Origin of the sequence: Ancylomarina salipaludis (assembly GCF_004122035.1) — a bacterium.
GTDB lineage: Bacteria > Bacteroidota > Bacteroidia > Bacteroidales > Marinifilaceae > Ancylomarina > Ancylomarina salipaludis.
The window spans coordinates 37,636-59,079 of record NZ_SAXA01000001.1 but is presented as its reverse complement, the minus strand read 5'-3'; the positions used below and the strand labels follow the sequence as shown (position 1 = coordinate 59,079).

13 protein-coding genes are annotated in these 21,444 nt (G+C 38.1%); 12 read left to right on the top strand and 1 reads right to left on the bottom strand.

Going from position 1 to position 21,444, the window contains the following annotated elements:
- Positions 1–28: 28 nt before the first annotated feature.
- The 5 genes from rplJ (at position 29) to EO244_RS00210 (ending at position 9,702) form a co-directional block, all read left to right on the top strand.
- Positions 29–547, top strand: coding sequence for a 50S ribosomal protein L10 (rplJ, locus tag EO244_RS00230; RefSeq protein ID WP_129251808.1), 519 nt, complete (start codon positions 29–31; stop codon positions 545–547).
- A gap of 37 nt (positions 548–584) precedes the next feature.
- Positions 585–956, top strand: a complete 372-nt coding sequence (rplL, locus tag EO244_RS00225) for a 50S ribosomal protein L7/L12 (protein WP_129251806.1) — start codon at positions 585–587, stop codon at positions 954–956.
- Between the two features lie 109 nt (positions 957–1,065).
- Positions 1,066–4,878 carry a DNA-directed RNA polymerase subunit beta gene (gene rpoB / locus EO244_RS00220; protein WP_129251804.1) on the top strand — a complete coding sequence of 1,271 codons (3,813 nt, stop codon included), beginning with the start codon at positions 1,066–1,068 and terminating at the stop codon, positions 4,876–4,878.
- Positions 4,879–4,959: 81 nt separating this feature from the next.
- A complete protein-coding gene (rpoC, locus tag EO244_RS00215) occupies positions 4,960–9,225 on the top strand; it encodes a DNA-directed RNA polymerase subunit beta' (protein WP_129251802.1) in 4,266 nt (1,421 codons plus the stop codon).
- 150 nt (positions 9,226–9,375) lie between these two features.
- Positions 9,376–9,702, top strand: a complete 327-nt coding sequence (locus EO244_RS00210; protein ID WP_129251800.1) for a DUF3467 domain-containing protein — start codon at positions 9,376–9,378, stop codon at positions 9,700–9,702.
- Positions 9,703–9,765: 63 nt separating this feature from the next.
- Here EO244_RS00210 and EO244_RS00205 read toward each other — a convergent pair whose 3' ends face one another.
- Complete coding sequence (locus tag EO244_RS00205) at positions 9,766–11,226, bottom strand: carbon starvation CstA family protein (RefSeq protein ID WP_129251798.1); 1,461 nt, start codon at positions 11,224–11,226, stop codon at positions 9,766–9,768.
- 403 nt (positions 11,227–11,629) lie between these two features.
- Between EO244_RS00205 and EO244_RS00200 the strand changes: the two genes are divergently transcribed.
- From EO244_RS00200 to glpK (EO244_RS00170), 7 genes are all read left to right on the top strand, one after another.
- Entirely contained in the window at positions 11,630–12,505 is an 876-nt protein-coding gene (locus tag EO244_RS00200) for an electron transfer flavoprotein subunit beta/FixA family protein (protein ID WP_129251796.1), read from the top strand.
- A gap of 50 nt (positions 12,506–12,555) precedes the next feature.
- Positions 12,556–13,575 (top strand): electron transfer flavoprotein subunit alpha/FixB family protein, encoded by a 1,020-nt coding sequence (locus EO244_RS00195; RefSeq protein ID WP_129251795.1) that lies wholly within the window; start codon positions 12,556–12,558, stop codon positions 13,573–13,575.
- 85 nt (positions 13,576–13,660) lie between these two features.
- Entirely contained in the window at positions 13,661–15,376 is a 1,716-nt protein-coding gene (locus EO244_RS00190; protein ID WP_129251793.1) for an acyl-CoA dehydrogenase family protein, read from the top strand.
- A 328-nt stretch (positions 15,377–15,704) separates the two neighbouring features.
- The gene (locus EO244_RS00185; protein WP_129251791.1) at positions 15,705–16,064 is read left to right on the top strand and encodes a PadR family transcriptional regulator; all 360 of its coding nucleotides are present in this window, start codon (positions 15,705–15,707) and stop codon (positions 16,062–16,064) included.
- Positions 16,065–16,090: 26 nt separating this feature from the next.
- Positions 16,091–17,587 carry a glycerol kinase GlpK gene (gene glpK / locus EO244_RS00180; RefSeq protein WP_129251789.1) on the top strand — a complete coding sequence of 499 codons (1,497 nt, stop codon included), beginning with the start codon at positions 16,091–16,093 and terminating at the stop codon, positions 17,585–17,587.
- A 360-nt stretch (positions 17,588–17,947) separates the two neighbouring features.
- Complete coding sequence (locus EO244_RS00175) at positions 17,948–19,510, top strand: glycerol-3-phosphate dehydrogenase/oxidase (RefSeq protein WP_129251787.1); 1,563 nt, start codon at positions 17,948–17,950, stop codon at positions 19,508–19,510.
- A 303-nt stretch (positions 19,511–19,813) separates the two neighbouring features.
- Positions 19,814–21,313: a glycerol kinase GlpK gene (glpK, locus tag EO244_RS00170; protein ID WP_129251785.1), complete on the top strand. Its 1,500-nt coding sequence runs from the start codon at positions 19,814–19,816 to the stop codon at positions 21,311–21,313.
- Positions 21,314–21,444 lie beyond the last annotated feature (131 nt).

Sequence of the window (21,444 nt, the reverse complement as noted above, 5' to 3'; positions counted from 1 at the left end):
TTAATTTTTAATCGAGACCTTGGTAATCATGAAAAAGGAAGACAAAATTCAGATTATTGATAGCTTGACAGAACAAATCAACGCATCAAATCACTTTTATCTAGCTGACACTTCAGGAATGAACGCGGAAGCAACCTCTGCTATGCGTAGAGCTTGTTTTGAGAAGCAGATCAAAATGATTGTTGTGAAGAATACTTTACTTCGTGCTGCATTGCAAAATGCAGAAGTAGAGTGCAGCGATTTGACTGAAGTACTTAAGGGAGCAACATCTCTTATACTAACAGAGGTAGGAAATGCTCCTGCTAAGCTTATCAAAGAATTCAGTAAAGGCAAAGATTTACCAGCTCTAAAAGGTGCCTACGTAGAAGGTGCTATTTATGTTGGAGCAGGTGAGTTAGACACTCTTGTCGCTATTAAGTCTAAAGAAGAATTAATTGGTGATATTATTGCAGCATTGCAATCACCAATTCAGAAAGTTGTTTCTGCTTTAGAAAATGGTAAGGGTGAAGAATCTGACGCTGTTGAGGCAAAATCAGAAGAAGAGTAATATATTTAGAGTATTTAAATTTAAAAAATAACGAAAAATGGCAGATTTAAATAAGTTTGCAGAAGAATTAGTTAATTTGACTGTTAAGGAAGTAAGTGAATTAGCTCAAATCTTAAAGGATGAGTACGGAATTGAACCAGCTGCTACTGTAGTTGCAGGTCCAGCTGCTGGTGGTGCTGAAGGTGGTGCTGCTGAGCAAACTGAATTCGACGTTATTCTTAAGGCTGCAGGTGGTGCAAAACTTGCTATCGTAAAATTAGTTAAGGAATTAACTGGTCTTGGACTTAAGGAAGCTAAAGCGGCAGTTGACGCTGCACCAGCTCCATTGAAAGAGAAAGTTTCTAAAGAAGAAGCTGAAGCATTAAAAGCACAATTAGAAGAAGCTGGAGCTGAAGTTGAACTTAAATAGAAGCGCTAAGGCCTTTAAATAAGGTTATTATGGTTTAGAGTTTCATTCATTTGGAACTCTAAGCCTTTTTGTTGTTTATTATTGTTTAGGTTCAATTAATTTTAAGTAAATGTCTTCAAATACTATTAGTCAAAGAATTAGTTTTGCTTCAAATAAAGATCAGTTTTTATATCCTGACTTTTTGGAAGTACAATTAAAATCTTTTCAAGACTTTTTTCAGTTGGAAACAATTTCTGAAAAAAGAAAGAGCGAAGGATTATTTAAGGTATTTAGTGAGAATTTTCCAATTACGGATACACGTAATAATTTTGTGTTGGAATTTCTTGACTATTTTGTTGATCCACCACGTTACTCCATCGAAGAGTGTATTGAACGAGGCCTTAGTTACAGTGTGCCCCTTAAGGCTAAACTAAAGCTATATTGTACCGATCCTGAACATGAGGATTTTGATACAGTAATTCAGGATGTATATCTTGGTACTGTACCTTATATGACAGAAAAGGGTACTTTCGTTATCAATGGTGCAGAGCGTGTTGTTGTATCTCAACTTCACCGTTCTCCTGGTGTATTCTTCGGACAAAGTTTACATACCAACGGAACTAAGTTATATTCCGCACGTATTATTCCTTTCAAAGGATCATGGATCGAGTTTGCTACTGACATCAATAATGTCATGTATGCTTATATCGACCGTAAGAAAAAGCTTCCAGTTACCACTCTTTTAAGATCGATTGGTTTCGAAAGCGATAAAGAAATTCTAGAGATCTTTGATCTTGCTGATGAAATTAAAGTTTCAAAAACCGGACTTAAAAAAGTTGTCGGTCGTAAACTTGCCGCTCGTGTTCTTAAATCTTGGATTGAAGACTTCGTAGATGAAGATACAGGAGAGGTTGTTTCTATCGAGCGTAATGAGGTGATCATCGATCGAGAAACAGTAGTTGAACCAGAACACATAGACGAAATTCTTGAATCAGGGGCTAAGACTATCTTATTGCACAAGGAACAGCAAAATCTTGCTGATTATGCAATTATTTATAATACTTTGCAGAAAGACCCTTGTAACTCTGAAAAAGAAGCCGTTCTTCATATCTATCGTCAATTAAGAAACTCTGAGCCACCTGATGAGGCTACAGCCCGCGACGTAATTGACAAGTTGTTCTTTTCTGACAAGCGTTACGATTTAGGTGATGTGGGTCGTTATAGAATCAACAAGAAACTTGGTCTTAATACTGACAGCGATGTTAAAGTATTAACTAAGGAAGATATTATTGAGATTATCAAGTACCTTATCAAGTTGTTAAATGCGCGTACTGATGTGGATGATATTGACCACTTGAGTAACCGTCGTGTTCGTACTGTAGGGGAACAATTATATAGTCAGTTTGGAGTTGGTTTAGCTCGTATGGCACGTACGATTCGTGAACGAATGAATGTTCGTGACAATGAGGTGTTTACTCCTATTGATTTGATTAACTCGAAGACTTTATCTTCAGTTATTAACTCATTCTTTGGAACGAATGCTTTGTCTCAGTTTATGGATCAAACGAATCCACTTGCTGAGGTAACTCATAAGAGAAGAATGTCAGCTCTTGGACCAGGTGGTCTGTCTCGTGAGAGAGCAGGTTTCGAGGTTCGAGATGTTCACTATACTCACTATGGTCGTTTATGTCCTATTGAAACACCAGAGGGACCGAATATTGGTTTGATCTCTTCATTGTGTGTTTTCGCTAAGATTAATGATCTTGGGTTTATTGAAACACCATATCGTAAGGTAAAAGAAGGAAAGGTTGATTTAAGTAACGAAGGGGTTGCTTATTTATCTGCAGAGGAGGAAGAAGGATTGATTATTGCTCAAGCGAATGCACCATTAAATCCTGATGGTACATTTGTTAATGCTAAAGCAAAATCACGTAAAGATGGTGACTTCCCTTTCGAAGAAATTGAGAACCTTGACTTGATGGACGTTGCGCCTAACCAGATTGCTTCAATTGCGGCTTCTTTGATTCCGTTCCTTGAGCATGATGATGCCAACCGTGCTTTGATGGGATCGAATATGATGCGTCAGGCTGTTCCTGTTATCAAACCTGAGTCTCCTGTTGTTGGTACAGGTCTTGAAGCACATGTTGCTAAGGACTCTCGTACTCAGATTGTAGCTCAAAGAAATGGTGTTGTTGAATTTGTTGATGCAACTAAAATTGTAATCGCTTACGAAAGAAGCGAAGAAGAAGCATTTGTGAGTTTTGAATCAAATGTGGTTACTTACAATTTACCTAAATATCAGAAAACAAACCAGGGAACAACAATTGACCTTAAGCCTATTGTCGCTAAAGGAGACAAGGTTGTTGCAGGGCAAATCCTAACTGATGGTTATGGTACCCAAACTGGTGAGTTAGCACTTGGACGTAACCTTAAGGTGGCATTTATGCCTTGGAAAGGTTACAACTACGAGGATGCGATTGTAATTTCTGAGCGTATTGTTAAGGATGATGTATTTACGTCAATTCACGTTGATGAATACACGCTTGAAGTACGCGATACAAAACGAGGAATGGAAGAATTGACTTCTGATATTCCTAACGTAAGTGAAGAAGCAACTCGTAATCTTGATGAAAATGGTTTGATTCGTATCGGTGCGAATGTTGAGCCTGGTGATATCCTTATTGGTAAGATTACTCCTAAAGGTGAATCAGATCCTTCTCCTGAAGAAAAATTGCTTCGTGCAATCTTTGGTGATAAAGCCGGTGACGTTAAAGATGCGTCTCTTAAAGCTTCACCTTCACTTCGTGGTGTTGTGATTGAGAAGAAATTATTCTCTCGTGCTGTACGCGATCGTAAGTCGAAACAAAGCGATAAGCCATTGTTGCAAAAACTTGACGAAGAGTTTGAAAAAACAGTTGCAAATCTAAACAACGTTCTTGTTGATAAATTGTTTACGATTTGTAATGGCAAAACGTCACAAGGTGTTAAGGATTATTTAAGTGTTGATTTGATTCCTAAGGGTGTTAAGTTTACTCAGAAATTATTAATGGAGATTAATTATCTGCAAGTTGACCCTAACAAGTGGACAACTGATAAAGATAAAAATGACACCATTAAGACCTTATTACACAACTATATTATCAAGTATAAGGAACTTGATAGTGCAAGTAAACGTAAGAAATACAACGTTACAATAGGGGACGAAATGCCAGTAGGTATCATCCAGATGGCTAAGGTTTATGTTGCTAAGAAACGTAAACTACAGATTGGTGATAAGATGGCGGGTCGTCACGGTAATAAGGGTATTGTTTCTCGTGTTGTTCGTCAGGAAGATATGCCATTCCTTGAGGATGGTACAACTGTCGATATTTGCTTGAATCCACTTGGTGTACCATCTCGTATGAACCTTGGACAGGTATTTGAAACTGTGTTAGGATGGGCTGGTATTGAGTTAGGTTTGAAGTTTGCTACCCCAATTTTTGATGGAGCAACTCTTGACGAAATTACCGCATATACTGACAAAGCCGGTGTTCCTGCTTTCGGTAAAGCTTACCTTCATGATGGAGGTACTGGTGTAAGATTTGATCAACCTGCAACGGTTGGTGTTATCTACATGCTGAAACTTGGCCACATGGTTGATGATAAGATGCACGCGCGTTCTATCGGTCCATATTCTTTGATTACTCAGCAACCACTTGGTGGTAAAGCTCAGTTTGGTGGTCAGCGTTTTGGAGAGATGGAGGTATGGGCTCTTGAGGCCTTTGGTGCTGCTCATATTCTACAAGAAATCCTGACAATTAAGTCGGATGATGTAATGGGTAGAGCGAAAGCTTATGAAGCTATCGTCAAAGGTGAACCTATGCCAGCTCCTGGTATCCCTGAATCTCTAAATGTGTTGCTACACGAACTTAGAGGTCTTGGCTTGAGCGTTAAATTAGTATAAGCCTTATATAGAAAGTGAGTGTTGGTTTTACCGACATTCACTTTTCTTGAATCAATTTGTTAATATCCTAATTTTCAATATATGGCATTCAGAAGAGATAACAAAGTAAAGAGTAATTTTACAAAAATCTCTATCAGTCTTGCTTCTCCTGAAGAGATTTTAGAAAGATCGAGTGGTGAAGTTTTAAAGCCTGAAACCATCAACTATCGTACTTATAAACCTGAGCGCGACGGATTATTCTGTGAAAGAATTTTCGGTCCTGTAAAGGATTATGAGTGTCACTGTGGAAAATACAAGCGTATCCGTTACCGTGGTATTGTTTGTGACCGATGTGGTGTTGAGGTAACCGAGAAAAAAGTACGCCGTGAGCGTATGGGACACATCCAGTTGGTTGTGCCTGTAGCGCATATTTGGTATTTTAAATCGTTGCCAAATAAAATTGGTTACCTTTTAGGTTTACCAACCAAAAAATTAGATACGATCATTTATTACGAGCGTTATGTCGTAATTAATCCGGGTGTAAAAGCTGCTGATGGTATCAATTATCTTGATTTCCTAACCGAAGAAGAATATCTGGATATTCTGGATGAACTTCCAATGGAAAATCAATTGCTTGATGATGAAGATCCAAATAAGTTTATTGCTAAAATGGGTGCTGAGGCACTTTGCAGTTTGCTATCTCGTTTAGATCTTGATGCATTGTCATATGAATTACGCCATAAGGCTAGCACTGAAACTTCACAGCAACGTAAAAACGAAGCTTTGAAGCGTCTTCAGGTTGTTGGTGCTTTCCGTGATTCTAAAGAAGTGAACAATCCGGAATGGATGGTTGTAAAAGTTGTTCCTGTAATTCCACCGGAATTACGTCCTTTGGTACCATTGGATGGTGGACGTTTTGCAACATCGGATTTGAATGACCTATATCGTCGTGTAATTATCCGTAACAACCGTCTTAAAAGACTAATTGAAATCAAAGCGCCGGAAGTAATCCTACGTAACGAAAAACGTATGCTTCAGGAGGCTGTTGATTCACTATTTGATAACTCACGTAAATCTAATGCGGTTAAGACAGAAAATAACCGTCCTTTGAAATCTCTTTCTGATTCATTGAAAGGTAAGCAAGGTCGTTTCCGTCAGAATCTCTTGGGTAAGCGTGTTGACTATTCAGCTCGTTCGGTAATTGTTGTAGGTCCGGATTTGGAAATGCACGAGTGTGGTATTCCTAAGGATATGGCTGCTGAACTTTATAAGCCTTTCGTTATTCGTAAGCTTATCGAGCGTGGAATTGTTAAGACTGTAAAATCAGCAAAGAAAATCGTTGATCGTAAAGATCCAGTGGTTTGGGATATTCTTGAGAATGTATTGAAAGGACATCCAGTGCTGCTTAACCGTGCCCCAACTCTTCACCGTTTGGGTATTCAGTCTTTCCAACCAAAATTGATTGAAGGAAAAGCGATTCGTCTACACCCTCTTGCATGTACCGGTTTCAATGCCGACTTTGATGGTGACCAGATGGCGGTTCACTTGCCTTTAGGTAATGAAGCTGTTCTTGAGGCTCAAATGTTAATGTTGTGTTCTCACAATATTTTGAATCCGGCGAATGGTACTCCAATTACTGTTCCTTCTCAGGATATGGTACTTGGTTTATATTACATTACTAAGTCAAGAAAAGGTTGTAAGGGAGAAGGAATCACTTTCTATTCAGCTGAAGAGGCTATGATTGCTTTTAACGAAAAAGCAGTTGATCTTCACGCGATTATTAAAGTGAAAGTGAAAGATTTAAATGAGAATGACGAATTAGTTGATACTATTATTGAGACAACTATTGGTCGTATCATTGTAAATGAGTGCACTCCTGAAAAAGCAGGTTTCTTAAATCAGTTGATTACTAAGAGAGCGCTTCGCGATATCATTGGATACGTATATAAGAAGTGTGGTGTTTTCGCTACTGCTAAGTTCCTTGATGATATTAAAAACTTAGGTTACCGTAAGGCATTCGAAGGTGGTTTGTCCTTTAACCTTTCTGATGTTATTGTTCCTGCTGAAAAAGATGGATTGGTAGCTGATGGATATGCGCAAGTTGAAGAAGTTTTGAATAACTATAATATGGGTTTCATTACTAACAACGAGCGTTACAATCAAATTATTGATATTTGGACGCATGTAAATGCTAATTTGACTCAAACATTGATGACACAGTTAGAAAACGATAATCAAGGTTTCAACTCTGTATACATGATGCTTGACTCTGGTGCTCGTGGATCGCGAGAGCAGATTCGTCAGTTAGGTGGTATGCGTGGTCTGATGGCCAAGCCTCAGAAATCTGGAGCTAAAGGTGGTCAGATTATTGAGAATCCAATTCTTTCGAACTTTATGGAAGGTCTTTCTGTACTTGAGTACTTTATTTCGACTCACGGTGCGCGTAAAGGTCTTGCGGATACGGCCCTTAAAACGGCTGATGCGGGTTACTTAACCCGTCGTTTGGTTGATGTTGCACAAGACGTTATTATCCATGAGTCAGATTGTGGTACTTTAAGAGGTCTTTCTGCTTCTGCGATTAAGAATCAAGAAGATGTTGTTGCTTCATTATACGAAAGAATATTAGGACGTACAACTGTTCATGATATCTATCATCCATTAACTGGAAAACTTTTGGTTGCTTCAGGTATGGAAATCACTGAAGAAATTGCTGATGCTATTGAAGCTTCTCCAATTGAAACGGTTGAGATTCGTTCGGTATTAACTTGTGAAGCTCGTCAAGGAGTTTGTGCTAAATGTTACGGACGTAACCTTGCAAGTGGTGAACTAGTTCAAAAAGGTGAAGCTGTCGGAGTTATTGCTGCACAGTCAATCGGTGAGCCAGGTACACAGTTAACACTTCGTACTTTCCACGTAGGGGGTACCGCGGGTAACGTTTCAGCAGAAAACTCGGTTATTTCTAAATACGATGGTTTCGCTGAGTTTGATGAATTAAGAACTGTTGAGCATACGACTCAGGATGGTAAAAAATACGATGTTGTAATTGGTCGTTTGGCTGAATTACGTATTATCGATAAAAACACAAATATTGCTGTATCAACTCATACAATCCCTTATGGTTCTAAACTGTATATTAAGGATGGAGATGATGTTGCTAAAGGGCATTTGGTTTGTGAGTGGGATCCATATAATGCGATGATTATCTCAGAATTCTCTGGTAAGATTTCATTTGACAATTTGATTGAAGGTATTACTTTCACTGAGGAGTCTGATGAGGCGACAGGTTTTGCTGAGAAAGTAATTATTGAATCTAAGGATAAGGCGAAGAATGCAAGTGTTAGAATCTTAGGTTCTAATGGTGAAATTCTTAAGTCTTACAACTTACCAGTAGGCGCTCACGTTTCGGTAAGTGAAGGTGATATGATTACTATCGGTCAGTCAGTTGTAAAAATTCCTAGAAACGTTGGTAAAACGGGTGATATCACCGGGGGTCTTCCTCGTGTTACTGAGCTATTTGAGGCTCGTAACCCATCTAATCCTGCAGTTGTGTCTGAGATCGATGGAGAGATTACTTTTGGTAAGATCAAACGTGGTAATCGTGAAGTTATTGTAACATCACGAACTGGTCAGGAAATGAAGTATTTAGTTCCATTGTCTAAGCAGATGCTTGTTCAAGAGAACGACTACATTAGAGCTGGTACACCACTTTCTGATGGAGCTACAACTCCTGCTGATATTCTTGCGATTAAAGGTCCAACTAAAGTTCAGGAATATATCGTGAACGAAGTACAGGATGTATACCGTATGCAGGGTGTGAAGATTAACGATAAGCACTTTGAAATTATCGTTCGTCAGATGATGCGTAAGGTTGTTATTGCTGATCCGGGAGATACAACTTTCCTTGAAAAACAAATTGTTGACAAGCAGGCGTTTATGCTTGAGAATGATGAGATTTTCGGTAAGAAAGTCGTAGTTGATGCAGGGGATTCTAATGAGTTGGTATCAGGTCAGATTGTAACTGCAAGACAGTTGCGTGATGTGAATTCTGTATTGAAGCGTAAGGATATGAAATTGGTTGTTGCTCGTGATGTTATTGCGGCTACTTCTACTCAGATTCTGCAAGGTATTACTCGAGCATCACTTCAAACTCGATCATTTATTTCGGCTGCTTCTTTCCAGGAGACAACTAAAGTATTGAATGAGGCTGCAATTCGTGGTAAGGTTGATCACCTTGAAGGATTGAAAGAGAACGTTATTTGCGGTCACTTGATTCCTGCTGGTACTGGTCTTCGCGACTACAAAGACATTGTAGTTGGTGCTAAAGAAGATTACGAAAAGCTTCTTGCTAACACGTCTAAAGACGAATAAGCAAATTCTTAATAAATATAAAGGCTGTTTCATTTATTGAAACAGCCTTTTTTATGTCTCAATCCGAATATAATTTCTTATTTTAGCTAAATTCAATTTAACGACTAAACAGGAAAATAAACTTCTGATACAGAACTAAAAATATTACTAATGGAAGATAATAAAAAAAACAATCAAATCGATATTCAGCTTAGCGAAGAAGTGGCTCAGGGAACTTATTCCAATTTAGCTGTTATTACACACTCTAGTTCTGAATTTGTGGTAGACTTTATTCGTATTATGCCAGGTGTACCTAAAGCTGATGTAAAATCAAGAGTGATTTTAACACCAGAGCATGCTAAGCGTTTAATGCTGGCTCTACAGGATAATATCAGTAAATTTGAATCTGTTAACGGACCTATTAAGAATGTTGATGGCGGTCAAGGACCTCAAGGTCCTATCATTCCGATGGGCTTTGGTCCAACAGGACAAGCCTAGAAAATATAGTTTTAAAAGAAAAGCGGAGCTCGTGTGGAGACTCCGCTTTTTTTGATGTTGTTATTATGAGTTAATCTTGATTTCTTGAGTTTTAAGTTTTTTCCTGATCTTAAATTTGAATAAACTAAAAGCAATAATTGCTATTACTATTCCTAAGCTAATTCCCAAAGAGGTACTAATATTTAGGCCTCCATTTTTTATAGGTGCAACCAAAAGGTAAGTGAAACAAATAGCAGTCATAAAGCTTGCGGGTAGACTTAATATATAATGCGTTTTTTCATTTTTAGCCAAATACATTGCTCCGGTCCAAAGCATAATCATTGAAAGAATTTGATTGGCCAGACCTAAATATTTCCATATTGTTGAAAATTCTAATTGAGACAATAAAAAACCTATTGCAAATAGGGGAAGACTGATTAGAAGCCGGCTTTTTATTGAGCCTTGTTTTAGGCGTAGCATATCAGCTATTGTTAAACGAGCACTTCGAAAAGCCGTATCGCCTGTTGTAATCGGACAGGCAATGACACCAATAATAGCGAAAATTGCGCCTACTTTTCCAAGCCATGAATTGCATATTTCGTTTACGACCCAAGCCGGGTTATGCCCCGAAGTGATTGCGCTGTTCAGAGCATGCGTGTCACCAAAGAAATTAATTGCTGCAGTTGCCCAAATAAGTGTCACGATACCTTCTGCTATCATGGCACCATAAAATACAGGGCGTCCATAACTTTCTTTTTTCATGCAACGGGCCATCATGGGCGATTGAGTTGAATGAAAACCCGAAATGGCACCACAGGAAATAACGATGAACATCATAGGGTATAAAATATTTTCCTCAGGATTTGAATGAAAATTTTTAAATTGAGAGAAGCTTATCTCAGTCATATGAAGACTCCCATCAAACGATTTGAGGATCATGGCACCCGCAATCATTATAGCCATAATTAAGAGGGCTGCCCCAAATAGCGGATAGATTTTACCAATTATTTTGTTGATAGGGAGAAGTGTCGCAATCAGGTAGTAAGCAAAAATGCCATAAAGCCAAAAGTAGAAGCCACCATCTGTTAAATCCTTAAGAAGACCTGCCGGCCCTGTTACAAAGGCAACACCTACAAGAATGAGTAAGAGAATAGTGAAGATTCTGAGGAAATTTTGAAAGCCTGTTCCCAGATATTTACCAACAATTTCAGGGAAACTCGATCCATCATTTCGTATAGAGAGCATACCGGAAAAATAATCATGCGTGGCACCCATAAATATACAGCCCAATACAATCCATATATAAGCTACCGGACCGTATAAAGCACCCAATATTGCACCAAAAATTGGACCTAAACCAGCAATGTTGAGGAATTGTATGGTGAACATTTTCCATGTTGGCATCACTATAAAGTCAACATCATCCTTAAGTCTGATGGCTGGTGTTTTAATTTTGTCATCCGCTCCAAAAAAGCGTTCTATAAATTTTCCGTAGATAAAATACCCTGAAATAAGAGCAAGTATTGCGATTAAAAATGTAATCATTTGATGTTTTACTTGTGGTTTATTAATAGGTATTAAAGTTACCATTAATAATAAATGGAGAAACAGCTTAAATTAAAATTTTTACCAAAGATTCTAATAGGGGAGCTTATCATCTGATTTATATTAATTAAAAGCTGGTTGATTTATTATTATTGACTTTATCTAATCTTTTGAATTTTAAATGTTAAGAAGCATTTTTGTTACACTCTTTCAAGTGCTTATATAAATTTGTTTTAAGTAGTGTATTCCATATATTTGCTAAGCCTGATTTTAGGCTCAATGATAGCTTGAAACCAAATAATAACAAATTGTAATCGAAGAGACTGATGGTTTCGTTTTCATAAACAATGAAACTGAGATAAAGTATGAAGAATTCGATTATAAACTGATAAAACATATAACAATGAAAGGATTAAAAATTGTTGTTCTTGCTAAGCAGGTTCCCGATACTCGTAATGTTGGGAAAGATGCTATGAAAGCTGATGGAACTGTGAATAGAGCTGTTTTGCCTGCAATCTTCAACCCTGAAGATTTGAATGCACTTGAACAAGCTTTACGTTTGAAAGATAAATACCCTGGAACTGAAATTACACTTTTAACCATGGGGCCAGGTCGAGCAGCTGAAATTATCCGTGAAGGTTTATACCGTGGAGCTGATAATGGTTTCCTTTTGTCTGACCGTGCTTTTGCTGGTTCTGATACTTTGGCAACTTCGTATGCCATCTCTCAGGCTTTAAAGAAAATGGGAAATATCGATATTATTATCGCTGGCCGTCAGGCAATTGATGGTGATACAGCTCAGGTGGGACCTCAGGTAGCTGAAAAATTAGCTTTCCCACAGATTACTTATGCTGAAGATATCGTTTCTGCCGAAAAAGGTAAAATTATTGTGAAGCGTCGTTTAGAGCGTGGTGTTGAAACTGTTGAAGGGACAATGCCAATGGTTGTAACTGTAAATGCGTCGGCTCCTGATTGCCGCCCTCGAAATGCAAAGTTTGTAATGAAATACAAGCATGCAAGAGCGGTTTCAGAAATGCAAAATGCTGATGAAGATTATATCGCATTACACAACAATCGCCCTTATTTAAATATTGGTGAGTGGAGTGTTAATGATATTGAAACCAAGGCTGAGGAGTTAGGATTATCCGGTTCTCCAACAAAGGTGAAAGCCATCGAAAATGTTGTATTCCAGGCTAAAGAAGCTAAAGTACTTGAGCCTACAGATGCAGATATGGATGAGCTAATGAAAGAATTAATTGCTAACCATACAATTGGTTAATCGATTGGTTTTACCAGTCATCTCAATGTAGAATTTTAAAATTAAGAACCGTGAACAACGTATTTGTATATTGCGAAATAGAAGAGGGAAAGATTGCTGATGTAAGTCTTGAACTTTTAACCAAAGGTAGATCGTTAGCTGATGATTTAAAATGTGATCTGGAAGCTGTCGTTATTGGTGCAGATCTAAAAGGTGTTGAGAAACAAATTATTCCTTTTGGAGTTGATACTGTATGGATGGCTGACGATAAACGTCTTTACCCATACACAACTTTACCTCATACTTCAATAATTGTAAAATTATTCCAGGAAGAAAAACCTCAAATTGCTTTGATGGGTGCTACCAGCATTGGTCGTGATTTGGGACCTCGTGTTTCTTCTGCACTTCATTCAGGTCTTACTGCTGATTGTACCAGTTTGGTTATTGGCGATCACGAAGACAAAAAGAATAATAAAGAGTATAAAGATCTATTGTACCAAATTCGTCCGGCATTTGGAGGAAATATTGTTGCGACTATTATCAATCCGGATTGTCGTCCGCAAATGGCTACAGTTCGTGAAGGGGTGATGAAAAAAGAAATTCGTTCTGAAGCTTACAAAGGAAAAGTGAAGAATATCGAGGTAGAAAAATACTTGAATTCTGAAGATTTTGTGGTAAAAGTGATTGAACGTCATATGGAGAAATCCAAAGTAAACATCAAAAATGCAGGTATTATTGTTGCTGGTGGTTACGGTGTGGGTTCAAAAGAGAATTTCGAAAAACTAGCCGAACTGGCTCATGTAATTGGTGGTGAAGTAGGAGCTTCACGTGCAGCTGTGGATGCTGGTTACGCTTCTCACGAGCGTCAAATCGGTCAAACTGGTGTTACTGTACGTCCTAAGCTTTATATTGCTTGTGGTATTTCGGGTCAAATTCAGCATACAGCTGGTATGGAAGAATCTTCAATGGTGATTGCTATCAATACCGATAAAAATGCACCAATTAACAACTTTGCTGACTATGTGATTACAGGTGACATTGCTGATGTGATACCTAAAATGATCAAGAAGTACAAAGAGAATACCAAGTAATAATTTAGTTCAAACTCGAGTAGGTTGAAACTGATAATTGATTTCATCGATTATTTATCGCTTACTACAAAATACATCTAAAGAAATGGCTAATTTCTATACAGATAACGAGGACATGAAGTTCCACCTGGAACACCCGTTAATGAAAAAAATTGTTGCGCTTAAAGAGCGTGGCTTCGGAGATAAAGATAAATACGACTATGCACCTCTTGATTTTGAGGATGCTATGGATAGCTACGATCGTACCTTGGAAATTGTAGGTGAGATTTGTGGCGATATTATCGGACCTAATGCTGAAAGTGTTGATCAGGAAGGTCCTCAGGTTGTGAATGATCGTGTTATTTACGCAAGAGGAACTCAGGAAAATCACGATGCTTTAACCAAAGCGGGTTTGATCGGGATGAGTCTTCCACGTGAGTACGATGGTTTGAATTTCCCAATTGTACCTTACGTGATGGCAGCTGAATTGGTGTCTCGTGCCGATGCAGGTTTTGCTAATATTTGGGGGCTTCAGGACTGTGCTGAAACCATTCATGAATTTGCATCTAAGGAACAAAAAGAAAACTATTTGCCACGTTTCGCCAAAGGTGCAACAGCAGCAATGGATTTAACTGAGCCGGATGCAGGTTCTGATTTGCAGGCTGTGCAGTTGAAAGCAACTTATAATGCTGACGAAGATCAGTGGTATCTAAACGGTGTGAAACGTTTTATTACCAATGGTGATGGTGATGTTTCACTTGTACTTGCTCGTTCTGAGGAAGGAACCAATGATGGCCGTGGTTTGTCTATGTTTATCTACGATAAAAAGCACATGGCTGTTAAGGTACGTCGTATCGAGCACAAAATGGGTATTATCGGATCTCCGACTTGTGAGTTGGTATTTACCAATGCGCCAGCTGAATTGGTAGGTTCTCGTAAAATGGGACTTATCAAATATGTAATGTCGTTGATGAATGGTGCACGTTTAGGTGTAGGTGCTCAATCTGTAGGTATTGCTGAAGCGGCTTATCGTGAAGGTTTGGCTTATGCCAAAGAGCGTCGTCAGTTCGGTAAAGCAATTATCGAATTCCCGGCTGTTTACGAAATGTTGACAAATATGGAAGCTAAGCTTAACGCTTCTCGTTCTGTATTGTATGAAACATCTCGTATGGTTGATGTTTACAAAGCTTATTACCATATTTCTCAGGATCGCTCTTTGGATAAAGACGAGAGAGACGATATGAAAAAATACCAGCGTTTAGCTGATGTATTTACACCACTATTGAAATTGTTTGCTTCTGAGTTTTGTAACGAGATTGCGTACGATTCATTACAAATTCACGCAGGTTCGGGTTATATGAAAGATTACCCAATTGAGCGTTTGGTTCGTGATGCACGTATTACAAATATTTACGAAGGAACAACTCAGTTGCAAGTTGTGGCCGCAGTACGTGGTGTAACAACTGGTCAATATCTTGCTCAAATCAAATTCTACGAAGAGTCTGAGTTAAATCCACAATTGGAGTACATCAGAACAACGCTTAAAGGAATGACTGAGCGATATGAGAAAGCTGTTGCTAAAGTTAATGAGATTAATGCGACTGCAGATCATAACGACTTCCTGGATTTCCATGCACGTCGTTTGGTTGAAATGGCCGGATACATTATCATGGGTTACCTAATGTTAATGGATACAACTCGTAATGATAAGTATCAAGCTTCATGTGAGGCATTTGTTAAGATGGGTAAAGCCAAGTGTGCTGCTCATCTTGACTATATCATGAGTTCTGAACTGAAGGATTTGGGAATTTTTAAAAAATAAGCCTAATTAATTCTTTGAATATAGAGGGAGCTGCAGATTGTGGCTCCCTTGTTATATCAGGATATCTCAAACTAATAAATAAACAAAGTGATGATTGAAAGACTTAAATCAGTGGGATAAAATCGAAAGTGATGAAGCAATCTCAATTCTCTCTTTAAAAGATTAGCTTTCTTTAAATGTTGTTTAATTTATTATAATATATTTGTAAATGAGTGGTCGTTTTGATCAAATTAAATTAGACAGCACCGTTCTATTTGCTCTTATTTGTAGCAGATAGCCTTTGCATCTATAGATATCTCAATATCGAGATGAACAATCTTTTGGTACTATGGAATCAGAAAACAACGAATATTTTATTGCCAAATGGAAATCCCAATACAAAAAGGGATTGCTAGAATATATTATCATTTTGCTATTGCGTTCACGTCCATGTTATGGCTACGAACTCATTAGTGATATGAACCAATTTACTTCACTTGAAATTGCTGAAGGAACGATTTATCCTCTTTTGAATAGATTAAAAAAAGAAGGGCTGGTGACTTCAGAATGGGCCGAGCAGGAATCCGGTATTCCTCGTAAATACTACAAGCTTACCGAAGATGGATTAGCCATTTTAGGTACTATGAATGAATATGTTGGTTCTCTCAACTCTTCAGTAGAAAAAATTCTTAAAAAACAGATTCTCTGAAATAAACATTTAATATATCGACAGCTATGCAAAAATATATCTTATCCTTAGATCAGGGAACATCTATATCCAGAGCCATTATTTTTGATAATTCAGGCAAAATTATCTCAATTGCACAAAAGGAATTTGAACAGTTTTCTCCGCGTTTAAGTTGGATTGAACAGGATGCCAATGAAATATGGTACTCTCAGGCTTCGGTTGCCGAAGAGGCAATCCAAAAAGCAGGCCTTAAGGCTGAAGATATCAAAGCAATCGGTATCACAAATCAGCGCGAGACAACTATACTTTGGGACAAGGAAACGGGGAAGCCGATTGGTAATGCTATTGTTTGGCAGGATAGAAGAACTTCGCAGTATTGCGATGAGTTGAAAGAGAAAGGCTACGCACAAACTATCAAAGATAAAACAGGTCTGATTTTAGATGCTTATTTTTCGGGTACTAAAATTAAGTGGTTATTGGATAATATTCCAGGGGCAAGACAAAAAGCTGAAGAGGGAAACTTAGCATTTGGAACTGTAGATTCCTGGCTAATTTGGAAATTGACTAAAGGGGCTTGTCATGTAACTGATGTTTCGAATGCCAGTCGTACAATGATTTATAATATCAAATCATTGGAATGGGATAAGGAATTATTAGAACTTTTAGATATACCCGAAAATATTTTACCTGAGGTACGTACTTCGAGTGAAGTGTATGGCATGACTTCAAAGTCATTATTTGGAGTAGAGATTCCTATTGCAGGTATTTGTGGTGATCAACAAGCGGCTTTGTTTGCCCAGATGTGCTTTGAGAAGGGCATGGTGAAAAACACATACAATACGGGTTGTTTTATATTGATGAATACGGGTGACCAAATTGTAACTTCGAATAATAATTTAATCACGACAATTGCCTGGCAAATAGGTGATAAAGTTACTTATGCGCTAGAGGGAAGTGTTTTTATTGGTGGAGCCGTAATACAGTGGTTACGCGATCAGATGAACCTGATTCATTCTATTGAGGAAATAGAAGAATTAGCTCTTTCGGAGAAGGATAATGGGGGTGTTTATATCGTGCCTGCTTTTACGGGTTTAGGTGCTCCTTATTGGGATCAATACGCCAGAGGAACATTTTGGGGACTCAATATGGGAACCACTCCCGGACATATTGCTCGTGCAGCACTTGAATCGATTGCTTTCCGCTCTCGTGATGTTTTAAAAGCGATGGAACGTGATTCCGGAAATGCATTGACTCAGCTTCGGGCAGGGGGTACGGTTCTGAATAAAACCATTATGCAATTCCAATCTGATATTCTTGGTATCCCGGTTGTTCGTCCTAATGTGAAAGAAATTACCGCTCTTGGTTCTGCCTATTTAGCAGGTTTAGCCGTTGGTTTTTGGCAAGATATCGAGGAGATTAAGGCGCATTGGGAAATTACAGAAGTGTATGACGCAAAAATGGAAAATGATAAAGTTGACAAAACTTTAAAATATTGGAAAAGAGCTATTGGTAGAACCGGACAATGGTTAGATTCAGACGATTAAATACAATTATTGATATTGGAAAGGGGTGATAATTTATAAATTATCACCCCTTTTTTAGTTAAATGAAATTGGATTTAAGATTTAATAAATGTGGGCTCATTACGTAGATTAATTCTAAATTACTCTGATATGACAACATACCTTGTATAACTATGTATTTATTTTTAGGTTTGTATTGAAAGCAATTTTAAAAAGAGCGTTTAAATATGCTTATATATTTTGTGTTTATACATAGCAATACAATGTATGTGGTAATGTGATAATCATGAGATGGTGATTGAAGATTTGAAAAATGATCTAATCAGGATTAAAAGATATTTGATACTAACTCAATAACTAGGGAGGAACAAAAGAATGGTAATGGTACGTGAAAAAATGATTTCTGAAATACAAAAGACAAACCAGGAATGGGATGTTGTTATTGTTGGAGGAGGAGCGTCGGGGCTGGGAGCTGCACTTGAGGCTGTAACACGTGGAATGAAAACTTTATTGCTTGAACAAGACGATTTTACCAAAGGTACATCAAGCAGAAGCACAAAGCTGGTTCATGGTGGTGTTAGGTATTTAGCACAGGGAAATATTTCCTTGGTTCTCGAAGCATTGCGTGAAAGAGGCTTAATGAAACAAAATGCACCTCACCTGGTTAAAGATCAGTCTTTTATAATTCCTAGTTATAAATGGTGGGTCAAACCTTATTATACTTTAGGTTTAACTGTTTATGATTTTATGGCAGGCCGTTTAGGCTTAGGTCGTTCGTTGCCATACTCAAGAAAAAGAACACTCAAATATATACCAACATTAAAGCAAAAGAATTTAAGAGGTGGCGTTGTGTATCACGATGGACAGTTCGATGATTCACGTTATGGAATTAACCTTTGCCAAACTTTTGTCGAGAATGGAGGAACTGCAATCAACTATATGAAAGTGGTTGGTTTGAATAAGGCGAATGGAAAAATTTCTGGTGTTGCTGCCATTGATGGTGAAACTGGAAATCGTATCGATATTAAAGCGAAAGTGGTTATTAATGCTACAGGAGTTTTTGTTGATGATATTATTAAAATGGATGCGCCTAAGTCAAGAGATATTGTTTGTGTGAGTCAGGGCGTTCACCTTGTTTTGGATAAAGAATTTGTTCCCAATGATTATGCCATCATGATTCCTAAAACGGATGATGGACGTGTCTTATTTGCTGTGCCTTGGCACAATAAGGTGGTGGTGGGGACTACTGATGTTCAAAAAGAAGGAGCAGAATTAGAACCCAGAGCATTGGAAGAAGAGATCGATTTTATTTTAGAAACAGCTGGACGATTCTTAGCAAAAGAGCCTAAACGTTCTGATGTAAAATCGGTATTTGCCGGATTACGTCCTTTGGCAGCGCCAACGGGTGAGGGAAAAAAGACCAAAGAGATTTCCCGAGGACATAAAATTTATACCTCGGATGCTGGTTTGATAACCATTACCGGAGGTAAATGGACAACTTATCGTCAGATGGCTGAAGAAGTTGTTGATGCTGCATCAAAAGTGTCTTCTTATCCAATTAAAAAGTCTGTTACCCGTAATATGCCAATTCATGGCTGGAAAAAGAATGTTGACCTGTCTGATCCTTTGTATTTTTATGGATCTGATTCTGATAAGATACTTGCGTTATCGAAGGAAGATAAGGATTTAGGTAAGTTTTTGAGTAAGGACTTGGGGATAATAAAAGCACAGGTTGTTTGGGCTGCTCGTCATGAAATGGCACGTTCAGTTGAAGATGTTTTATCACGAAGAACCCGAGCCTTATTATTGGATGCCAGAGAGAGTGCTCGAATTGCACCGGATGTTGCCCAACTTTTAGCTAAGGAATTAGGATTTGATTCTAAATGGGAAGCTGATCAAGTTGAGAAATATAGAAGCCTGGCTTTAAGATACATTTTAAACTAAAATGAAAAAGCTTTTTGATTTGTGAATACAAGGTGTTAAACGAAGTCATTTGTTTTGTATTCACAAATATAAAGCTGATATGATTGATTTCTTAAGATGAGTGCCTGGTAACATGTACTCATCTTAAACATTCAGAGAAGATATACTTTTGTTTATTATCTTAGAGCTGCGTTGTCAAATAACAGGCAGTTTTTTTTTGATTTGTTCGCAAACGTTTTCATCATTAGGGTTTTTATTTTAGACGGATAAATATACCTTAATTCATTACTGTTTACAAAGGCATCTCTTAAATACCAAACGAATATGAACGAGAAGTTTATTTTATCTCTGGATCAGGGAACAACCAGTTCAAGAGCAATTGTTTTTAATAAGAAAGGAGAAATTGTAAGTTCTGCACAAAAGGAATTGACTCAGATTTTTCCTCAGCCGGGTTGGGTCGAACATGACGCTATAGAGATTTGGTCAACTCAGGCAGGTGTGGCTGCCGAAGCAATCGTTCGTGCTGGAGTCAACGGCTTGAGTTTAGCCGGAATTGGGATTACGAATCAAAGAGAGACGACAGTCGTTTGGGATCGGGAAACAAGTCAGCCCATTTATAATGCGATTGTTTGGCAAGACAGACGTACTGCTAAATATTGCGATCAACTAAAAAAGGATGGTTATGCTGATATGATTCAGGATAAGACAGGTTTAATAATCGATTCTTATTTTTCCGGAACGAAAGTAAAGTGGATTTTAGACAATGTTGAAGGTGCACGTGAAAAAGCAGACGCGGGAAAATTGGCCTTTGGAACGATTGATTCCTGGCTCATTTGGAACTTAACGCAGGGGAAGGTTCATGTGACGGATGTAACGAATGCGAGTAGAACTCTCTTATATAATATCAAAACATTGGAATGGGATACTGAGATGTTGGAACTTTTGAATATCCCTGTGAATATGCTGCCTGAGGTTAAATCATCTTCTGAAGTATATGGGCACACAGTTAGTACGCTTTTTGCGCATGCAGTGCCTATTTCGGGTTTAGCAGGAGATCAACAAGCGGCAAGCTTTGGCCAAATGTGTTTAAAGCCTGGTTTGGTTAAGAATACTTACGGCACAGGATGTTTCATGTTATGCAATACGGGTAACCGACCAGTAAAATCGAAGAACAATTTGCTGACAACTATTGCCTGGCAAATTAATGGCGAAACGACTTATGCATTGGAGGGTAGTATTTTTATGGGAGGTGCCATTGTTCAATGGTTACGTGATGGTTTAGGTATTATCAAAACATCCTCCGAGGTTGAAGTGCTGGCAAAAACGGTAGATGATAATGGTGGTGTATTTATGGTGCCGGCATTAACAGGATTGGGAGCACCACATTGGGATCAGTATGCACGAGGAACAATTGTTGGTTTGACAAGAGGATCTACGGCGGCACATATTGCCAGAGCAGCTCTCGAAGGTATTGCGTTTCAAGTTAGAGATGTTTTAAAAGCGATGGAGGCTGATGCAGATATTAAAATAAATGAACTCCGTGTAGACGGAGGTGCTGCGACTAATAATTTATTGATGCAGTTTCAGGCTGATATCCTTAACGTTCCTGTATCTCGACCTAAAATATCAGAAACAACCGCTTTGGGTGCAGCTTATCTGGCAGGTTTGGCTGTTGGATTTTGGAATGGAGTTGGAGATATTCAACATCAGTGGGGAATGGACAGAAAGTTTGAGTCCCAAATGTCCAAAGATGAAACTCAGCTATTAATCGAAGGATGGGATAAAGCTTTGGATCGTTCAAAGAATTGGGAGAAGAAAAATTAATCTTTTTTAGATCTGGAAGCTGATAACAGTTCTTTTTATTGGACTAAGTATTGAGTTTGTGTCTTGAAAATGTAATTGATTATTAATGATTTTTGTTTTATTATTGAGATTGTATCTAAATAATATTTAAA